The organism is Azospirillum sp. HJ39, assembly GCF_041507355.1.
GTDB classification, from domain to species: Bacteria; Pseudomonadota; Alphaproteobacteria; order Azospirillales; family Azospirillaceae; genus Azospirillum; species Azospirillum thiophilum.
This window is the reverse complement of record NZ_CP167912.1, coordinates 796940-815000: the sequence shown is the minus strand read 5'-3', so window position 1 is coordinate 815000 and position 18061 is coordinate 796940. Positions and strand designations below refer to the sequence as shown.

The following is an 18061-nucleotide window of genomic DNA, read 5'->3' as shown; positions in this document are numbered from 1 at the left end:
GGTGCTAAGGTCCATCGTCGAGAGGGAAACAGCCCAGACCGCCAGCTAAGGTCCCCAAATCACGGCTAAGTGGGAAAGGATGTGGGAAGGCCATGACAACCAGGAGGTTGGCTTAGAAGCAGCCATCCTTTAAAGAAAGCGTAATAGCTCACTGGTCTAGTTAAGCCGGCCTGCGCCGAAAATGTATCGGGGCTCAAGCCGTGTACCGAAGCTGCGGGTGTGATCTTAGGATCACGCGGTAGCGGAGCGTTCCGTAAGCCTGCGAAGGGTGGCCGTGAGGTCGCCTGGAGGTATCGGAAGTGAGAATGCTGACATGAGTAGCGACAAAGAGTGTGAGAAACACTCTCGCCGAAAGTCCAAGGGTTCCTGCGCAAGGTTAATCCACGCAGGGTGAGCCGGCCCCTAAGGCGAGGCCGAAAGGCGTAGTCGATGGGAACCACGTTAATAGTCGTGGGCCTGGCGGAGGTGACGGATTGGAAAGCGTGTATGTCCTTATCGGATTGGACATGCTGTGGACCGGTTCCAGGAAACAGCCCCGCCGTATAGACCGTACCCCAAACCGACACAGGTGGACAGGTAGAGTATACCCAGGCGCTTGAGAGAATGGTGTTGAAGGAACTCGGCAAATTGCCCTCGTAACTTCGGAAGAAGAGGGCCCCGTTCGTGCGCAAGCACGGGCGGGGGGCACAGACCAGGGGGTAGCGACTGTTTACTAAAAACACAGGGCTCTGCGAAGCCACACAAGGCGACGTATAGGGTCTGACGCCTGCCCGGTGCCGGAAGGTTAAGAGGAGGGGTGCAAGCTCTGAATTGAAGCCCCGGTAAACGGCGGCCGTAACTATAACGGTCCTAAGGTAGCGAAATTCCTTGTCGGGTAAGTTCCGACCTGCACGAATGGCGTAACGACTTCCCCGCTGTCTCCAACACCAACTCAGCGAAATTGAACTCTCCGTGAAGATGCGGAGTTCCCGCGGTCAGACGGAAAGACCCCGTGCACCTTTACTACAGCTTTGCAGTGGTGCTAGGGATCTCATGTGTAGGATAGGTGGGAGGCTTGGAAGCCTGGGCGCCAGCCCGGGTGGAGCCAACCTTGAAATACCACCCTTGAGATCTCTGGCATCTAACCGCGGCCCGTTATCCGGGCCCGGGACCCTGCATGGCGGGTAGTTTGACTGGGGCGGTCGCCTCCCAAAGTGTAACGGAGGCGCGCGATGGTGGGCTCAGAGCGGTCGGAAATCGCTCGTCGAGTGCAATGGCATAAGCCCGCCTGACTGCAAGACTGACAAGTCGAGCAGAGACGAAAGTCGGCCATAGTGATCCGGTGGCTCCACGTGGACGGGCCATCGCTCAACGGATAAAAGGTACGCCGGGGATAACAGGCTGATGACTCCCAAGAGTCCATATCGACGGAGTCGTTTGGCACCTCGATGTCGGCTCATCACATCCTGGGGCTGGAGCAGGTCCCAAGGGTTCGGCTGTTCGCCGATTAAAGTGGTACGTGAGCTGGGTTTAGAACGTCGTGAGACAGTTCGGTCCCTATCTGCCGTGGGTGTAGGAGTTTTGCGAGGATCTGTCCCTAGTACGAGAGGACCGGGATGGACATACCTCTGGTGCACCGGTTGTCACGCCAGTGGCATGGCCGGGTAGCTAAGTATGGACGGGATAACCGCTGAAAGCATCTAAGCGGGAAACCCACCTCTAAACAAGAGCTCCCTTGAGAGCCGTGACAGACCATCACGTCGATAGGAGGCATGTGGACGGGCGGTGACGCTCGAAGCTAAGCCTTACTAATCGCTCGATCGGCTTGATCTCAACCCCACACAACCGCGCCATGCGCAGCAGCAAGCCTGCTCGACAGCAGACTTGACCAATGCGATGCCGTTCGATACACACCCTCGTCACTTGCACGACAGATTGCGAAGCGTTCCGGATCGCAGCATGACCCCGATCATAGGTCGGTGGACAATGCAGCGGGCGTCGGTCTTGTGCCTCGGTGACCTGGTGGTCATGGCGAGGTGTCAAACACCCGATCCCATCCCGAACTCGGCCGTGAAAAGCCTCTGCGCCGATGGTACTGCGTCTTAAGACGTGGGAGAGTAGGTCGCCGCCAGGTCGCTCAGGCACAGGAGACGCCAATCCAGCGCTCCGCAATCGCTCTTCACAAAATCCACCCCAATCGACAGGACATCCGCGGGGTGGAGCAGCCCGGTAGCTCGTCAGGCTCATAACCTGAAGGCCGCAGGTTCAAATCCTGCCCCCGCAACCAAATTAAGCCCGCCAGATCAAGCGCTTAGCTTCGATCCGGCGGGCTTTTTCATGTGCCGTTGGCCGTTGTGAGCTGGCCCCCATATCCCGGACAGATTTGCGGCTGAAATAAGCTTGGCTCTGGTTCGTGTTATGCCCCGCCAATCTGAACTGGTTTGTAAGCGTTGAGCCGTCCCGTCGCCGGTGGCATCAAGGCGGCATCCGCTGGCCGATCGGCTCAGTCAATGAAGGGGAGAGGGCAGGGTGGCCCTGGTGCGAGACAATGCGACGGCGCTCTACCGTCAGATCGCCGACCGGCTGCGCGACGAGATCGCCGCCCGTCTGTTCGAGCCGTCGGGACGGCTGCCGACCGAAAGCGAGATCGGTGCCCGCTTCGGTGTCAGCCGGGTCACCGTCCGGCTGGCGCTCGACCGGCTGGAGACGGACGGGCTGATCGAGCGCCGCAAGGGCAAGGGCACCTTCACCGCGGGCAAACGCGTCCAGCATCCGCTCGACCGCCTGCGCAGCTTCCACGAATCCCTGCGCCTGCAGGGGCTGGACGCCACGATGCGGCCCTTGTCGGCGCGGATCGTGCCGACTCCGGCGGAGCTGCGGGAGGATTTCGGTCCCCACTGCCTGGAGGTGTGCCGCCTGCATCTGGTGGACGGCGAACCGGTGGCGCTGGGTCGCAGCCTGCTGCCGCAGGCTCTGGAGCCGGTCGACTGGCAGGCGGCAGGACACCGGCCGATCTACGGCATCCTGCAGGACATCGTCGGCAAGCCGGTCGGCGGCGCCGACATCGAGGTGAAGGCGGCAGCGGCCGATGCGGAGGTGGCGGCGGCGCTCGGTCTGCCGGCGGGCGCGCCGGTGCTGGTGATGGACCGCCGCTCCGTCTTCGTCGGCGGCGGCTGTGCCGACCGTTCGGTGTTCCACATCCGGTCCGAACGCTACAGCTTCATCCTCTCCCACCGCTGGGAAGGGTAGGGTTTGGCGGTGGCCGGCGCCGCTCCGGAAGTTGATTTGCCGGGGATGGCCTCAACGGCGATGATGGACCCGCCGGGACAGCCATTCGCCGCCGAACTGCACCGAGGTGACCAGCACGATCAGGATCACGATGATCTCGAACAGCACCTGGGTCTCGTAGCGTTCGTAGCCGTAGCGGATGGCGAGGTCGCCCAAGCCCCCGGCGCCGACCGCCCCCGCCATCGCCGAGGCGTTGATCATCGCGATCACGCAGACGGTCATGCCGCCGATCAGGCCGGGCAGCGCCTCGGGCAGGATGACATGGCGGACGATGTGCCAGCGGCGGAAGCCCATGGCGTGGGCCGCCTCGATCAGCCCGTGGTCGACCTCGTTCAGGCTGACCTGGGCGACGCGGGTGTAGAAGGCGATCAGGTGGATGCTGAGCGGAACGATGGCGGCCCAGATGCCCAGCGTCGTGCCGACGAGCAGCCGGGTGAAGGGCAGCAGCGCCACCAGCAGGATGATGAAGGGGATCGCCCGGAAGACGTTCACCACCACCGACAGCCCCTTGTTGAAACGCTGCCGCGGATAGAGGCCGCCGGGGGCGGTGGCGACCAGCAGCAGGGCCAGGGTCAGCCCGCTGAGGATGGTGATGGTGACGGAAACGCCGACCATCGTCAGCGTTTCGCCGAAGGCGCGCAGATAGCGGTCAAACATCGTCGACGACATAGCCGAGAACCTTCCAGCTGTCGGGGGAGAAGCGGGAGCCGGCGGCCGAGCGCATCGCCGCGACCGGAACGGCGATCACAAGGTCGCCCTGGGCATGGCCCTGGATGCGGTCGATGCCGCCATGCAGCAGCTTGGCATCGGGGGCGAGTGCCAGCAGGCTGGCGAGCGAGATGCCCTCCGGGTGGCTTTCGCCGGTGAAACGCAGCGACAGCACCGCCTGCCCGCTGCCCTGCGCGGGCGGATCGAGACGCCGGAACTGCAGGGCGACGAATGGACCGAAGCGGAGGATTTCCGATGAGCGCCACCACCTTCGACACCGTCGGCGAGCCCAAACTGACCGCTCCCGGCCTTATCGATCTGATTGCCGGGCTGGACGAGGGCTCACCCCTGCAGGTGTTGCGCGCCCGCCGGGCGGAGGTCCGCGCCCGTACGCAGGCGGCTCACGATGCCCTGCTGGCGCCTCGGCGTCCTGGCCTGTTTCCCGCCACGGAGCGCGCAGCGGTGGCAGCGCGCATCGCGTCGTTGGCCGGGAACGACGCGCTTGCCGCCCATTACCGAGAGCTTGGCGGCGCCGTCGAAGCACGCCCGGCCCTGATCGCCCATGCGGAACGTGTCACCCTCTCCCCGCGCCACTCCCGGCCGGAGCATCTGAGCGCACTGGAGGCGGCGGGGCTGGACGCCCACGGCATCGTCGCGCTGTCGCAGCTGATCGCGCTGGTGAACTATCAAGTCCGGTTGCTGGCCGGTCTGCAGGCGCTGGAGGGGGGAGTTGCGGCCCCACGGCAAGCCCATCTGTCGCCGGAGCGACCGGTTCCGGCCGATCCTGCGATCGGTTTCACCACCGACGTCCTGGATTGGAAGCCATGGCTCCCCCCGGTACTGCTGGAGCAGGCGACCGAGGAGCAGCGCCTGGCGCTGGCGGCGACGCCGTCGAACACGGCCGTCGGCGCCTATTCGCTGGTGCTGGCGCATGAGCCCGAGGCGCTTCTCCACCGCACGCCGCTGTTCAACGGCATCATGTACGCCCGCGCGGCCTGCCACGGGCGGAGCGCGAACTGGCCACCGCCGTTGAGTCGGTATTGAACGGCTGCGTCTATTGCGCCTCCGTCCATGCCCGCCGCTTCGTCGAGTTGACCGGCGGCAGGGACGAAATCGATGCGCTCTTCACGCATGGAATCGGTGGTCTGAGCGACCCGCACCGGCAGGCACTCTCCGTCGCCGCTGCCCGCCTGACGGGCACGCCCGCTTCCCTGGCGGAAGAGGATGTCGCAGACCTTCGCCGAGCTGGATTGGACGAGGTCGAAATCCTTGACTTGATCCTGGCGGTTGCAATCTTCGCCTGGGCCAACCGCCTTATGCTGAGCTTGGATGAGCCTGTTCGCTGATCGGCACTGAGGCGCCACGCGGGCGGCGGCCGGCGCCCAACCCCCCGCTTGGGCAGGATGGGAGCGGTCTTTTCGGATGGCCCCCGAAGAACGCGGGTTCGGCAAAGGCCCTCCTGGTCCTGCAACCAAATCGAAAGTGAAGTGCCCTGGTTTGCGGGTTCTCTATCCCGCGAGAGCGGCGCGTCCGGCCCCGATCAGGATCATGTCGTTCTGTGGGGCGTGGACGCGGGCGCACAGAACGTCCCGATGATGGCGCTCCAGTGGATTGTCGCGCGACAGGCCGGGATTGCCGGTGACCTCCAGCGCCCGCGCCACCGCGTCGATGGCGTTGTTGGTCACCGTGTATTTCACCAGCAGGGCGTCGCTGGACGAAGGCGGGGAGCCGCCGTCCACCGCCGCCGACAGCGAACGCAGGAGGATGCGGTTGGCCAGCAGCAGCGCCTCGATCCCACCCAGCGCTTCCTGCAGGCGCGGGACGGTGGCGAGCGAAGACCCATTCAGCCCTGTCGGCTTGCGGGCGTGCAGGAAGCCGACCAGCCAGTCGCGGGCCGAGCGGGCGATGCCGTCATAGACGCCGCTGAACAGGGTGGCCATCCAGGCGGTGGCGACCGCGTCGGGTGCGGCCCAGCCGGCGGGCGGGCGAAGCTCGCCGGCATGATCGTCGGGGACGAAGACGTCACGGAACACCACCTCGTGGCTACCGCTGGCCCGCATGCCGATGTGGTTCCAGGTCTCCCGCACCTCGATCCCCTGCTCCGCCAGCCCGGCACCGCGCGGGACCACCCAGGTGCCGACAAGCGGTTCGGTATCGTCGGTGCGTGCCCAGACGCCGAGCCAGGACAATGCCGGAATGCCGGTGGAGTAAATCTTGGTGCCCGAGAGGCGCCAACCCCCCGGTACCTTGCGCGCCACCGTCGCCGGCAGGCCGCCGCGGTGGGGTGTGCCCAGTTCCGGCTCCACCCGGAGGATGTTGATCAGGGCACCGTCTGTCACGGCGGAGCTGGCAATGCGGTCGCGCAGAGCCTCCGGCCAGGCGGACCCACGCCAGAGCTGGTTGTGGATGACGTATTGCAGCACCAGAACCAGCGCGGTGGACGGCTCACCGCGGGCGATGCCGTTCACCACCGTCAACGCATCCCCCAGCCCGCCGCCCTTGCCGCCCGCCGCTTTTGGCGTGACCAGCGCCGGAATCCCTTTGCCTGCCAGCCGTTCGAAATTCTCGAACGGGAAGCTGGCGGCGGCGTCATGCTCGGCGGCGCGCAGCGCGAACTCCGCCGACAGAGCGGAGATGAGCGACGGGTCGACCGTCGGAGCGGTGCCGGCTTCACCGAAGGGGGCGGGCGGAAAGGGCAGATCGTCGAAGGGCATGGCAGGCGTTTCCGCTTCAGTGGAGATGGATCAGGCGAGATCGACCGTGATGCGCCCGGCGAAGCGCTGGCTGTCGGTGGAGCGCTTGATGACCGACACGCTCTTCAGCTCGTCGGTGTAGAGCGCCAGCTGCTGGCGCAACTCGTCGCCGGTGGGGGTGACGTTGTGGGCGTGGCTGCGCAGCATCGCCTCCAGCTCCTCCACCGGGAATTTCGGAGCGAAGGGAGCGTAGGCTGCGGCGGCGGCGCGCAGATCTGCATAGGCGGCGTGCTGAGCCTCGATCAGCGCCGTGGTCAGCGCCTTGGCCGCCGGGCGGTTGTCGCGGAGCAGGCTGCCGCGCACGCCGACGAGGCAGCAGGTGCGGGTCGCGAACTCGCCGCAGACGTTGTTGGTGATCTCCACCATCCGCGGGTCCTTGGTGTGGCGCCAGACCAGCGGGTCGCCGTCGGCGATGGCGTGGATTTCACCCTTCTCCACCGCCAGCCCCAGCAGGTCGGCGGGGAACTGGCGCCATTCGACGTCCTTGTTCGGGTCGATGCCGTACTTCGTCAGCACGACGGAAAAGAAATTCTTCGACGGGCTGGCCATGTCGCTGACGCCGATGGTCCTGCCCGGCAGGTCCAGCACGGTCTTCACCCCCGCTTCCTTCGCCCCGAACAGCCGCATGCAGCCGCCGTGGAGACCGGCGGAGATCTTCACGTCGAAGCCCTGCTCCAGCGGCTTCAGCCAGCGCAGCGCCATGCCCACGCCGGCATCGGCCTTGCCGGTGGCGATGGCCTCCAGCAGCTGGTCGGTGGAGCCGGTGAAGTTGATCAGCTCCACCTCCAGCCCATGCTTCTTGAACAGGTCGAGCTGGAAGGCCAGCGGCACGGCGGAGAAGCAGACGGCGCCGGCATTCCAGGACAGGCGCAGCGGCTCCGCCGCCACCGCCCGACGGCGCAGGACGAAGGGGGCGGCGAGCGTGACGGCGCCGGCGGCGATCAGGCCGCGGCGGGAAAGAGCGGTGTTCGCGGTCATCGTTCGGGTGCTTTCGCGAAGGATGGGGACAGGATCAGTCGAGCAGGTCGGGTTCGGCCGAGACGATCCATTCCCACAAGGGGTGGAAGTTGTAGGCGCCGCCCTGGTGGGTCCCCACCTGCGAGCGGGTCAGCAGGGCCGTCTCATGCTCGATGGGCTGGGGCCGTCCGGCGGCCTCCGCCAGCAACTGGGTATGGGCGGCGTTGTCGGCGCTGATGAACCACCAGGCAGCCGCCTCGACGCTCGGGCCGACGGTCAGCAGCCCGTGATTCTTCAGGATCGCCAGCTTCTTGTCGCCCAGTGAATCCACCAGCCGTTTGCCCTCGCCCTCGGTCAGGACGACGCCGGAATAGGGGTCGAAGATCACCTGATCCTCGTAGAAAGCGGCCGAATCCTGGCTCAGCGGGGCCAGCGGCAGGCCGAGCGCCGACCATGCCTTGCCATAGGTCGAGTGTGTGTGGGCAGCGGCCACCACGTCGGGGCGGGCCCGGTGGATGGCCGAATGGATGGTGAAACCGGCCTGGTTGATGGCGCGGTCGCCATGGAGGATATTGCCGTCGCCATCGACCAGATGCAGGTCCGACACCCGGATGCTGCGGAAATGCTGGCCCAGCGGGTTGATCCAGAAGCGGTCGGGATGCTCCGGATCCCGCGCGGTGACATGGCCGGCCAGCCCCTGGTCGAAGCCATAGCGGCCGAACAGGCGGAAAGTGGCGGCAAGCCGCTGCTTGCGGTGCTGCCGCTCCTCCTCGACGCTGCTGTAGCTGACCGGATCGACCGGCGGCCAGAATTTGCGCGGTCTTGGTTGGATGTGGGTCATCGCAAGGGGCTCCGTCGGGAAAGGATTCAATAGCCGGTGCCGGCGTCCACCACGTCGCGCAGCGGTTCGCCACGTACGTAGGCGTCGAGGTTGGCCAGGATGCGGTCGGCCAGTCGCTGTTCGAACGCCGGGTCGGACCAGGAGACATGCGGCGTCAGCCGGATGGCGGGGTGGCTGTAGAAAGGGTGTCCCGCCGGCAGCGGTTCGGGATCGGTGACGTCCAGTGTGGCGCCGGCGATCCGGCCGCCCTCGATGGCGGCGAGCAGCGCTTCCTGATCGACCAGCGCGCCGCGCGCGATATTGACCAGATGCAGCCCGGGCTTGGCCCGGGACAGCAGCTCGGTGCCGACCAGACCGCGGGTGGCGGCGGTCAGCGGCAGCGCCAGGACCAGATGGTCGCTGGCGGCGACCAAATCTTCCAACCGGTCGAACGGCTCGACGCCCGGCACCGGCACCGCCCAGCCGGAGCGGCGCACCGCCCCAACCGCCAGATTGAATGCCAGCGCTCGCTCGGCGACCGCTTGGCCGATGGCGCCGAAGCCGGCCAACCCCAGCCGCTTGCCGGACAGGCTGCCCAGCGTCTCGTGCCGCCAGTCCTGCGGTCCGCGCAGGCGGATGGCGTCCCAGCGCTTCTCGACGGCGAGGATGGCGGTCATCACGTAATCGGCGATGGCCACCGCCGAGACGCCGCGGGCGCAGGTGACGGTCCGCCGATCCTCCAGCAGCCAGGGCGGATAGAAATCCATCCCGGTGGAGCCAGACTGGATCCAGCGCAGGGTCTCGCCCCAGCCGGGTGGCGGGGCTGCGGGGGCCGCATCCCAGCCGATCAGCGGGCGGGTCAGCAGCACCTCGACACCGGCCGGCAGATCCCAAGGGGCACGGCCCGCCTCATGCTCCAGCACCGCCGGCCGGCAGGGGTGGGCGGCGATGCGCCCTGCCACCACCGGGCCAAGCTGGTTGAGGATCACCGGCGACCTGCTTGCCACAGCACCCTCACTCCGCCGCAACGGCTTGGGCGCGCTGGCGGTCGGCCACCAGCTGGCGGACGCGCGGCAGCAGGTCGCGCCCGTAGGCGATGGCGTCGGGCAGCGGGTCGAAGCCGCGGATCAGGAAGGTGGTGACGCCAAGGTCGTGGTAGTCCAGCAGGGCGTCGGCGACCTGATCCGGCGTGCCGACCAGCGAGGTGGAGTTGCCCTTGGCTCCGGTCAGGGCGGCGATGGCGGTCCACAGGCGCTTGTCGTGGCGGTGGCCCTTGTCGGCGATGGCCAGCAGGCGGCGGGCGCCCTCGTTGTTCGGCAGCTCGCTGCGGCTGAAGCCGGTCTTCTCCAGCAGCGCCTTGGCCTTGTCGTAGATCGCCTCGGCCTTGGCCCAGGCGGCGTCCTCGGTGTCGGCCAGGATCGGGCGCAACGACAGGCTGAAGGCCGGCTGCGGCCGGCCCGCCTTGGCGACGGCGGCACGGACGCGGGCCAGCAGCTCGCGCACCTGATCGTGGGTCTCGCCCCACACCGCATAGGTGTCGGCATGGCGCCCCGCCACCTCGACCGCCGCCGCGGAGGCGCCGGCGATCCAAACCGGGATGCCGGACGGGTTGTAGGGCTTCACCTGCGAGAAGGCCTTCTCGACCTGATAGAAGCGGCCTTGGTAGTCGAAGGGCTTGTCGCTGCTCCATTCGGCGCGGACGATGTCGAGGAACTCGGACGTGCGGGCATAGCGCTCGTCCTTGTCGTCCACCGTGTTGCCGTCGCGGGCAAGCTCGCTGCGTTCCGCACCGGTGATGACGTTGATGGCGACACGGCCGCGGCTCAGCTGATCCAGGGTGGCGAGCTGGCGGGCCAGGATGGTCGGCGCCTGGAAGCCGGGGCGGTGGGCGATCAGCACGCCCAGCCGGTCGGTGACGCCGGTGATGTGCTGGCTGACCTGCAGGCTGTCGGGCGCGTCGGCATGGAAGGCCTGGAGCACTGAATCGAAGCCGCCCAGCTCATGCGCCTTGGCGACCGTCTCGATATAGTCGCGGTCCACCACGGGACCCTGGCGGGGGATGATTTCGGACGAATTGTGGTTGCCGACGAAGCCGACGAAGCGGAGCGGGTGGGCGGCAGCGGTCTGAGAGGAGGTCATGGCAGCGGTCCCCATTCTGGGTTGGCGAGTGTTCAGGGTGTTTTCCGCTAGCTGAGCGGACGCGACAGGATGTCGGTGAAGCGGCGGTCGAAAGCCGGGGCGATGTCGATGCGCTTGGGCAGCACGCCCAACTGGTGGAAGGTGTCCGCGACATTCTGGGCCGACGCGATGTCGGCATCGGCGATCGGCGCCAGATCGCGCTGGCGGGAGTTCTTGCGCAGGATCTCCAGGTCGGTTTCCACCGGCACGCCGATGGCGGCGGAATGGACCTGGGCCCATCGCTCGAGGTTGGCGGCGCGCCAGGCGAAGGCACGGCGCAGCCGCAGGAAGTAATCGCCGATGGCGGCCGATTTGCCCGGATCGGCGAGCGCGTCGGGCGAGGCGAGATACAGGTAGTTGCCCGACAGGTAGCCGTTGGAGGTGATCAGCACCCGTGCGCCTTTCCTGATGGCGAACGGCACCGAATAGCCGTAGATCGCCCAGGCATCGAGCGCGCCCTGGTCGAAGGCGGCCTGCCCTTCGGACGGGGTCAGGCTGACCGGCTGGATGTCGGTGAAGCGCAGGCCGACCTCGCCCAGCATCCTGGCAAGATAATACTGCGTTGTGGTGGCGCGGACATAGCCGACGCGCTTGCCCTTCAGGTCGGCGACCGACCGGATCGGGCTGCCCGGCGGCACCAGAACCACCTGCCAATTCACGTCGTCCTTGACGACGGCGACGATCGACAGGCGGGCGCCGGCGGCGATGCCGAAGGCTGGCGGGATCTCGCTGCTGGACCCGACGTCGATGGAGCCGGCGTTGATCGCCTCGACGATCAGGTTGCCCGATGCGAATTCTGCGAACTGCGCCCGGTAGGTGGACTGCGCGTTGCCGGACGCCTCCAGCGCGAGCCCGTCCAGCGCCTTGTAGTCGGCGATGCGCAGGACGGTTTCCGCCGTCGGACCGGAGGCGGCCTGAGACAGGGTGGGCAGGCCGCCCAGCGCCAGGGCGCCGCAGGTCCCGGCGGCACCGCGCAACAGGCTGCGGCGGCCGATCGCGGTCGAGGGGAGGCGGATAAAATCGGTCGTCATGGCTGGCGAAATCCGTCGGCGGTGAATGTCAGAGGCTGGGTGCTGCGGCGGCGCCGGCGGGCAGGCCGTAGCCGCCGGGCTTCGCGCCGGTTGCCCTGGCATCGGTGCGCTGGGGTTCCCGCGCAGCCAAATGATCCTCGTCCACGCCCAGCTCGGTGAGCAGGCGGGAGCGCAGCGCGATGAAGCCGGGGTCGCCGTGGCGGCGTGGGCGGGCCAGCGGGATCGGGACGTCGGCGGCGATCCTGCCGTTTGCCATCACCACGGCGCGGTCGGCCAGCAGCAGCGCCTCGTCGACATCGTGGGTCACCAGCAGGACGGCGGGTGAATGGACGCGCCACAGCGTCTCCACCAGCCCCTGCATGCGCATCCGGGTCAGGGCGTCCAGCGCCGCGAAAGGTTCGTCGAGCAGAAGCAGCCGCGGTTCGCGGACCAGGGCGCGGGCCAGCGCCGCCCGCTGCGCCTCGCCGCCCGACAGGGTCAGCGGCCAGGCATTGGCGCGGTGGGACAGCCCGACCTCCGCCAGGGCCGCGAGGCCGCGCTCTTCCGCATCCGGATGGCGCAGGCCGAGCATGACGTTGCGCAGCACCCGCATCCAGGGCACCAGCCGCGGCTCCTGGAACACCACGGCGCGTTCGTCCGGCAGTTGTGCGGTGCCCTCCGGCGCCGGGTCCAGCTTCGCCAGCGTGCGCAGCAGCGTGGACTTGCCGCAGCCGGAGCGGCCGAGCAGGGCGGTGAAGGAGCCCGGCTGAAGGTCGAGCGACAGACCGTCCAGCACATTGCCGTTGCCGAAGTTGCGGACGAGGCCGCGGACACTGACGACCGGCTTGCCCCCAGTGGAGTGTGAGGCGGAGATCCGGGAAAGGGCGTGGCTCATGGGGGGCTCACTCCTTGATGAAGGCCGGGCGCCAGACCAGCGCCGAGCGTTCGATGAAGCGGACGATCAGGTCGGCGAGCAGGCCGAGGATGGCGTAGACGATCAGGGCGACGATGATCACGTCGGTGCGCAGGAACTCCCGCGCCGTCATCGCCAGATAGCCGATGCCGCTGGAGGCGTTGATCTGCTCCCCCACCACGAGGCTGAGCCAAGCGACGCCGAGCGCATAGCGCAGGCCGGTCAGGAAGGCCGGCAGGGCGCCCGGCAGGATCACCTGGGCGATCATCTCCCACCGCGTCAGGCCGAGGGTGGAGACGGCCTCCACCACCTTGGCGTCGACGGTGCGGATGCCGGCAAACAGGTTCAGGTAGATCGGGAAAGCGGTGCCGAGCGCCACCAGGGCGATCTTCGGCGTCTCGCCGATGCCGAACCACAGGATGAACAGCGGCACCAGTGCCAGATGCGGCAGGGTGCGGAGCATCTGCAGCAGCGCGTCCAGCGCATCCTCCCCCCGACGCGACAGGCCGGCGATCAGGGCGCAGACGGTGCCGACCGACACGCCGATGGCAAGTCCGGCGCTGACCCGGCCGAGCGAGACCAGCAGATGCACCGCCAGCTCGCCGCTGACCGTCAGGTCCCAGAAGGCTTTCAGGATCTGGCTGGGGGAGGGAATGGAGCGGGTGGAAATCCACCCGAAACCGACGCTGGCCTGCCAGAGAACCAGCAGCGCCAGTGGAACGGCACAGCGGCGCAGTCCCGCCGGAAGCGTCAGGGCGCGGTGCCGGCGTCCCGTCGGTTTGGTGGCGGTGGCTGCCGTCATGGTTCCTCCCAAGGCCGTTCGGTTGCAGTGGCTACGGGAGAAAGATTATCTCTATTGTGGAAATAGGAAAAACAAAAAACACAAACAGAACTGTTAAGAAAAACTTAAGTAACAAGAAATTTTTGTTGTTATTGTGCTGCTGCGTCGGTCAGAAGAGGCGCCAGCGATTCCGTCAGAATCCCGTACAGCCGGTCGACCGCCGGATTTGCGGCCGAGGGCGCGCGGTGCAACTCCAGGGGAACCGATCCCAGTTTCGGCAGGCCATGGCGCGGCTCAAGGATGGCCAGCGCATCGGGCAGGCCCAGGGGCGTGCGGATCGTGACGCCCAGCCCGGCCTCCACCGCCGCCCACAGGCCGGACAGGCTGGGGCTGGTGAAGGTGATGCGCCAGGGGCGCCCGCCGCCGTCCAGACGCTCGATGCCGTGCTGGCGGAACATGCAGGGCGCGTCGAGCAGGGCCAGCGGCAGGGGATTTTCCGGATCGGCGCGGAAGCCGCCGGGCGCCACCCAGGCGACCGGCAAATGGGCCAGGGCCGCCGCACCGGCCGCCGTCGCGCCGGAACCTGCGCCGATCTCGCCGAAGGCCAGGGCGATGTCGAGCGCGCCCTGCGCCACCCGCTCGCGCAGTTCGCGCCCACGGCCGACCTGTGCCTCGACATGGATGAGGGGATGAGCCTGGTGGAAGGAGCCGAGCACGGCCGGAAGCCAACGCTCCGCCAGATCCTGGGGGAAGCCGACGCGCACGGTGCCGTCCATCGTCCGGCCGCGGGCGGCCGACAGGGCTTCGTCGTTCAACGCGACGATGCGGCGGGCGTAGCCCAGCAGCAGGTCGCCGGCATCGGTCAGCGCCACCGTGCGCCCGGCCTTGCGGAACAGCGGCTGGCCGACCTGCTCCTCCAGCTTCTTCATCTGCAGGCTGATCGCCGACTGGGTCCGTCCGAGCCGTTCGGCGGCGCGGGCGAAGCCGCCATGCTCCATGGCGATCACCAGCGCCCGCAGCACGTCCATGTCGAGGTTGGTGGGGAGCAGCGCCATCGCGTCGCCTTCGGGCCGACCTTCGCCGTCAGGCGGGCAACGCGCTGTTGAAGCCGGAATCGAAGATCGCCGCGGCATCCAGCCGGTTCCGGATGATGCCGAATTCGCGCCAGACATCGGACGTCGCCTGCTGGTCGGCGATGACCGAGTTGTCGATGGAGACCGGCCGAGCCCGTTCGACGCCGAAGGTATGGCGGGCGATGGCCGGATCGACGCCGACGGCCTTGGCCCAGATGTCGGCATAGGCGGTGCTGTTCTCCAGCGCCCACAGCCGGGCGGCGGCGGTGCGGCGGATCAGGTCGGACAGAGCCTCGCGCTTGGTGGCGATGGCCTCCAGCGTGGCGGACTGGTAGGACAGGCCGCTCATCAGCCCCGTGCCGGTGACGACCGCGCGGGCACCGTCCACCAGCAGTGCCTGCGACACATAGATGCCCCAGGTCGACCATGCGTCGATCGAGCCGGCGGCGAGCGCCGACTTGGCGTCCGACGGCAGCAGGAAGGCGATCTTCACGTCATCGGGCTTCAGCCCGTTCGCCTTCAACGCCGCCAGCACGAGATAGTGGCCGATGGAGCCGCGCCCGGTGCCGATGGTCCTGCCCTTCAGGTCGGCGACGCTGCGGATGGGCGAGTTGCCCGGCACCAGGATGGTCGTGCTCTGCGGGTTGGAGCGGACGGCGCCGATGATCCTGGCCGAGGTGCCGGCGGCCAGCGCGAAGGTGGTCGGCGCGTCTCCGGCATAGCCGACCTCGATGGCGCCGGCGTTCAGCGCCTCCAGCAGCGGGGCGGCGGCCGGGAACTGGCTCCATTCGATGCGGTAGGGCAGGTCGGCCAGAAGCCCGGCGGCTTCCAGCACCGACTGCACGCCACCCTTCTGGTCGCCGACCTTCAGCACGGTTCCGGCGGGAATGGCCGCCTGTGCTTGCCGAAGTGGGGGGATGGTCAGGCCGGCGAGTGCGCTGAGGCCGAGGCCGAGGGTGTGGCGGCGGGTGAGGGAAAAGGTTCGATCACGGCTCATTACGGACTCCTGCGGAGCGGGGCTCCTGGATAAGGGAAGGTCGGGCGCGCGCAGCGAGGATGGCGTCGGCCAGTTCGACGAAGCCGTCGCCGCCGGGACCGCGCGTGATCCAGGCGGGCGGCCGTGGAATGTCGGACAGGAAGTCGATGACCGTGCTGACGCCGACGGAGGTCGGGAAATGGGCGAACATCGGGGCGTCGTTGATCGAATCGCCGGCATAGGCAACGGCGTCCGGCATGGCGTCAATGTCGAGGCCATGGACCTCGCGCATCACCCGGCGCGCCATGCCGAGCTTGTCGTAGCCGCCGAACCAGCCAAGCACCCATAAGGAGTTGACCGTCATATCCGCCCCGGCGGCACGGAAGGACCGGACCAACGCCGCCCGCAATCCGGGGTCGGCCGGGGCGCGGAAGGCGAGGCTGCACAGGCGGAAGGGCTGGTCGCTCGCCAGTTCCACCTGCGGAAGGTCGGATTGGATGGTCTGCCGAAGCCGCTCCAGCCGTTCGGACGCAGTTGCCCGGTCCGCCTCCCCATGCCAGAAGCGGCGCTCCACATCGCCGTCGATGGTGCGGCGGATGAATAGCCCGCCATTTTCGGCGATCACCCCGTCCACCGGCCACATGCGCGCCATCTGGTCGGCCCAGCCGGCGGGGGCGGCGATGACGGTCATGCGGCCTCCGTCTGCTGTCGGTCCGGTCGTCGGTTGGCCGGCACGGCGATCTGGGTGCGGTGCATGCGGCGGCGCTGGTCGTCGGGGAAGGGGTCGCGGCGGTGCATGGTCCACCGGTTGTCCCACATCACCAGATCGCCGACCCGCCAGCGGTGGTGCCAGGCAAGTTCCGGCCGCACTGCCGCCGCCCAGATCTCGTCGAGGAGGGATTCGCTGTCCGTTACGGACAGGCCGGGGATATATGCATGGGGACGACGGCCCAGCAGCAGCGCCTTGGCACCGGTCGCCGGGTGGGTGATGACCAGCGGATGCACCGTGCCGGGCGATGTGGCGACATCGGTCGGCGGGGCGAAGCCCTGGCGCAGGTAGCCGCCGCTGTTGGTGGTGCCGTCATGCTTGACCGAGAGCCCATCCACCCGCCGCTTCAGCGCATCCGGCAGGGCCTCATAGGCGGCGAACATGCTGAGGAAGCCGGTGTCGCCGCCCACGGCCGGTACCTCCAGCGCATAGAGGCTGCTGGCGTAGGGCGGCGTCTCCAGATAGGTCATGTCGGCGTGCCACACCGACTCCCCCGCTCCCAGGGCGCCGATGGGCCGGCCATTCTCGGTGATGTTGGAGATGACATAGACCTCCTCGTAACCCGGCGCATGCAGCCGGCCATGCTCGGTGATCGGTGCCTTGTCGAGCGGGCCGAAATGGCCGGAGACGCGGACGAGGTCGGCGTCCGGGAGGGTCTGGCCGCGGAAGACCAGAACCAGATGGCGGTCCAGCGCGTCGGCCAGCGCCGACGCCGTGGCCGGGCCGAACGGCAGCGACAGGTCGATGCCGCGGATTTCGGCGCCGAGCGTGGACGAGACGGGGTGGATGGTGAAGCCTGTTTCGGGCATGGCGGGACCTCAGCTGCCGGCGCGGTCGTGGATATCGGCGAAGAACAGGTCGCGCCAGTCGGCCGGCCGGTTGCGGATGGAGCCGATGCGTGCCATGAAGTCGGTGAAGATGCCGATGCTGCGCGGGGCGAGGTCGTAGGAGATCTCCGGATGGGCGATCATCGCCGCGACCTCCTCCACGCCCAGCTTGGAGTTTTCGATGCGGACGTAGGCGCGGGCGGCCTCCTGCGGGTCGGTCTTGATCAGTGCGACCGACTCCTCCAGCGCCGCCAGCACCGCCTTGGTCAGCTTCGGATTGGCGTCGTGGAAGGCGGCGGAGGTCCACAGCGCGCTGAAGGAGGCCGGGCCGCCCAGCACGTCGTAGCTGCTCAGCACCTTGTGGATCTTCGGATCGCGCAGCTGCTGGTCCTGGAAGGGCGGGCTGGTGAAATGCGCCGTGATTTCCGTCTTGCCGGACAGCAACGCGGCGGTGCCGTCCGGGTGGGCCAGCGAGACGGTCTGGGCGTCCAGTTTCGCATGCTGGCCGGGTCCGAAGGTCTTCTCAGCTGCGATCTGCAGCACAATGGCCTGATAGGATGCGCGGACCGAGGGCACGACGATGCGGTCCTTCCCGGTGAAGTCCTTCAGGCTCTTCACCTCGGGCCGGTTGGTGTTGAGATAGGCGGGCTGGGCGTTCAGCGCCGCCAGTCCGCGCAGGTTGGCGTTCCCCTTCGTCTTGTCCCAGGCGATGATGAAGGCGGGCACGCCGGCAGCACCGAAATCGGCATTGCCGGACAGGGTGGCCTCGGTGATCGTCGTCGGGTTGCCGAGCGGGGTGTAGCTGGCCTTCACCTCCCCCAGCCCGGCCGCGCGGGCCTGCTTTTCCACCAGCCCCTTGTCCTGCATGACGTAGAGCGGCAGATAGCCGAGGCCGAGATTGCGGGCGAAGCGGACCTCCGTGGCCTCTGCCCGCGCCGGTTCCGGCGTCAGGCCGGCGATCCCGGCGGCGAGGAGCAGCGCCGTGCCCAGCAGGGTCCGGCGCAGGATGGGAAGGGGCTTGGTCATGGC

17 protein-coding genes, 1 tRNA gene, 2 rRNA genes and 1 pseudogene (1 of these 21 only partly in view) are annotated in these 18061 nt (G+C 67.9%); 6 read left to right on the top strand and 15 right to left on the bottom strand.

Going from position 1 to position 18061, the window contains the following annotated elements:
* The 4 genes from ABMY26_RS31160 to ABMY26_RS31145 form a co-directional block, all read left to right on the top strand.
* Nucleotides 1-1812, top strand: a 23S ribosomal RNA gene (locus tag ABMY26_RS31160); it begins 934 nt to the left of the window's first position.
* Between the two features lie 185 nt (nt 1813-1997).
* Nucleotides 1998-2113, top strand: a 5S ribosomal RNA gene (gene rrf, locus ABMY26_RS31155).
* 76 nt (nt 2114-2189) lie between these two features.
* Nucleotides 2190-2266 (top strand) — tRNA-Met (locus tag ABMY26_RS31150).
* A gap of 242 nt (nt 2267-2508) precedes the next feature.
* On the top strand, nt 2509-3228 hold the full coding sequence (locus ABMY26_RS31145) for a GntR family transcriptional regulator (protein ID WP_372399381.1): 720 nt from the start codon (nt 2509-2511) through the stop codon (nt 3226-3228).
* 51 nt (nt 3229-3279) lie between these two features.
* Here the strand turns inward: ABMY26_RS31145 and ABMY26_RS31140 are convergent, their stop codons facing one another.
* Nucleotides 3280-3936: a methionine ABC transporter permease gene (locus tag ABMY26_RS31140; protein ID WP_372399380.1), complete on the bottom strand. Its 657-nt coding sequence runs from the start codon at nt 3934-3936 to the stop codon at nt 3280-3282.
* A complete protein-coding gene (locus ABMY26_RS31135) occupies nt 3917-4150 on the bottom strand; it encodes a hypothetical protein (protein WP_372399379.1) in 234 nt (77 codons plus the stop codon). The genes ABMY26_RS31140 and ABMY26_RS31135 overlap by 20 nt, the downstream gene beginning before the upstream one ends.
* An 820-nt stretch (nt 4151-4970) precedes the next feature.
* Between ABMY26_RS31135 and ABMY26_RS31130 the strand changes: the two are divergent.
* Nucleotides 4971-5015, top strand: a pseudogene (locus ABMY26_RS31130) (hypothetical protein); the annotation flags it as partial.
* Nucleotides 5016-5321 carry a peroxidase-related enzyme gene (locus tag ABMY26_RS31125; protein WP_372399378.1) on the top strand — a complete coding sequence of 102 codons (306 nt, stop codon included), beginning with the start codon at nt 5016-5018 and terminating at the stop codon, nt 5319-5321. It abuts the pseudogene before it with no gap.
* 162 nt (nt 5322-5483) lie between these two features.
* On the opposite strand, the gene ABMY26_RS31120 is transcribed toward ABMY26_RS31125, so the two are convergent.
* From ABMY26_RS31120 to ABMY26_RS31060, 13 genes are all read right to left on the bottom strand, one after another.
* Nucleotides 5484-6689, bottom strand: coding sequence for an acyl-CoA dehydrogenase family protein (locus ABMY26_RS31120; RefSeq protein WP_372399377.1), 1206 nt, complete (start codon nt 6687-6689; stop codon nt 5484-5486).
* Nucleotides 6690-6719: 30 nt separating this feature from the next.
* On the bottom strand, nt 6720-7706 hold the full coding sequence (locus ABMY26_RS31115) for an ABC transporter substrate-binding protein (RefSeq protein WP_372399376.1): 987 nt from the start codon (nt 7704-7706) through the stop codon (nt 6720-6722).
* A 34-nt stretch (nt 7707-7740) separates the two neighbouring features.
* On the bottom strand, nt 7741-8526 hold the full coding sequence (locus tag ABMY26_RS31110) for a class II aldolase/adducin family protein (RefSeq protein ID WP_372399375.1): 786 nt from the start codon (nt 8524-8526) through the stop codon (nt 7741-7743).
* A 26-nt stretch (nt 8527-8552) separates the two neighbouring features.
* A complete protein-coding gene (locus ABMY26_RS31105; RefSeq protein WP_372399374.1) occupies nt 8553-9512 on the bottom strand; it encodes a D-isomer specific 2-hydroxyacid dehydrogenase family protein in 960 nt (319 codons plus the stop codon).
* A gap of 7 nt (nt 9513-9519) precedes the next feature.
* A complete protein-coding gene (locus ABMY26_RS31100) occupies nt 9520-10644 on the bottom strand; it encodes an LLM class flavin-dependent oxidoreductase (protein ID WP_372399373.1) in 1125 nt (374 codons plus the stop codon).
* 47 nt (nt 10645-10691) lie between these two features.
* Entirely contained in the window at nt 10692-11714 is a 1023-nt protein-coding gene (locus ABMY26_RS31095; RefSeq protein WP_372399372.1) for an ABC transporter substrate-binding protein, read from the bottom strand.
* Between the two features lie 28 nt (nt 11715-11742).
* Nucleotides 11743-12588 (bottom strand): ABC transporter ATP-binding protein, encoded by an 846-nt coding sequence (locus tag ABMY26_RS31090; RefSeq protein ID WP_372399371.1) that lies wholly within the window; start codon nt 12586-12588, stop codon nt 11743-11745.
* A 7-nt stretch (nt 12589-12595) separates the two neighbouring features.
* A complete protein-coding gene (locus ABMY26_RS31085; RefSeq protein ID WP_372399370.1) occupies nt 12596-13408 on the bottom strand; it encodes an ABC transporter permease subunit in 813 nt (270 codons plus the stop codon).
* A 128-nt stretch (nt 13409-13536) separates the two neighbouring features.
* The gene (locus tag ABMY26_RS31080; protein ID WP_372399369.1) at nt 13537-14442 is read right to left on the bottom strand and encodes a LysR substrate-binding domain-containing protein; all 906 of its coding nucleotides are present in this window, start codon (nt 14440-14442) and stop codon (nt 13537-13539) included.
* A 28-nt stretch (nt 14443-14470) separates the two neighbouring features.
* Complete coding sequence (locus ABMY26_RS31075) at nt 14471-15457, bottom strand: ABC transporter substrate-binding protein (protein WP_372399368.1); 987 nt, start codon at nt 15455-15457, stop codon at nt 14471-14473.
* A complete protein-coding gene (locus tag ABMY26_RS31070) occupies nt 15447-16127 on the bottom strand; it encodes an HAD family hydrolase (RefSeq protein ID WP_372399367.1) in 681 nt (226 codons plus the stop codon). The genes ABMY26_RS31075 and ABMY26_RS31070 overlap by 11 nt, the downstream gene beginning before the upstream one ends.
* Complete coding sequence (locus ABMY26_RS31065; RefSeq protein ID WP_372399366.1) at nt 16124-17014, bottom strand: TauD/TfdA dioxygenase family protein; 891 nt, start codon at nt 17012-17014, stop codon at nt 16124-16126. The genes ABMY26_RS31070 and ABMY26_RS31065 overlap by 4 nt, the downstream gene beginning before the upstream one ends.
* Nucleotides 17015-17023: 9 nt before the next feature.
* The gene (locus ABMY26_RS31060; protein ID WP_372399365.1) at nt 17024-18058 is read right to left on the bottom strand and encodes an ABC transporter substrate-binding protein; all 1035 of its coding nucleotides are present in this window, start codon (nt 18056-18058) and stop codon (nt 17024-17026) included.
* Nucleotides 18059-18061: the final 3 nt, after the last annotated feature.

What these genes read in the sequence shown, in the direction of transcription:
- ABMY26_RS31100 (WP_372399373.1), bottom strand. Translation starts at nt 10,644, where the DNA reads ATGACCTCCTCTCAGACCGCTGCCGCCCACCCGCTCCGCTTCGTCGGC.
- ABMY26_RS31090 (WP_372399371.1), bottom strand. Translation starts at nt 12,588, where the DNA reads ATGAGCCACGCCCTTTCCCGGATCTCCGCCTCACACTCCACTGGGGGC.
- ABMY26_RS31060 (WP_372399365.1), bottom strand. Translation starts at nt 18,058, where the DNA reads ATGACCAAGCCCCTTCCCATCCTGCGCCGGACCCTGCTGGGCACGGCG.
- ABMY26_RS31080 (WP_372399369.1), bottom strand. Translation starts at nt 14,442, where the DNA reads ATGGCGCTGCTCCCCACCAACCTCGACATGGACGTGCTGCGGGCGCTG.
- ABMY26_RS31085 (WP_372399370.1), bottom strand. Translation starts at nt 13,408, where the DNA reads ATGACGGCAGCCACCGCCACCAAACCGACGGGACGCCGGCACCGCGCC.
- ABMY26_RS31070 (WP_372399367.1), bottom strand. Translation starts at nt 16,127, where the DNA reads ATGACCGTCATCGCCGCCCCCGCCGGCTGGGCCGACCAGATGGCGCGC.
- ABMY26_RS31095 (WP_372399372.1), bottom strand. Translation starts at nt 11,714, where the DNA reads ATGACGACCGATTTTATCCGCCTCCCCTCGACCGCGATCGGCCGCCGC.
- ABMY26_RS31065 (WP_372399366.1), bottom strand. Translation starts at nt 17,014, where the DNA reads ATGCCCGAAACAGGCTTCACCATCCACCCCGTCTCGTCCACGCTCGGC.
- ABMY26_RS31075 (WP_372399368.1), bottom strand. Translation starts at nt 15,457, where the DNA reads ATGAGCCGTGATCGAACCTTTTCCCTCACCCGCCGCCACACCCTCGGC.
- ABMY26_RS31140 (WP_372399380.1), bottom strand. Translation starts at nt 3,936, where the DNA reads ATGTCGTCGACGATGTTTGACCGCTATCTGCGCGCCTTCGGCGAAACG.
- ABMY26_RS31115 (WP_372399376.1), bottom strand. Translation starts at nt 7,706, where the DNA reads ATGACCGCGAACACCGCTCTTTCCCGCCGCGGCCTGATCGCCGCCGGC.
- ABMY26_RS31120 (WP_372399377.1), bottom strand. Translation starts at nt 6,689, where the DNA reads ATGCCCTTCGACGATCTGCCCTTTCCGCCCGCCCCCTTCGGTGAAGCC.
- ABMY26_RS31110 (WP_372399375.1), bottom strand. Translation starts at nt 8,526, where the DNA reads ATGACCCACATCCAACCAAGACCGCGCAAATTCTGGCCGCCGGTCGAT.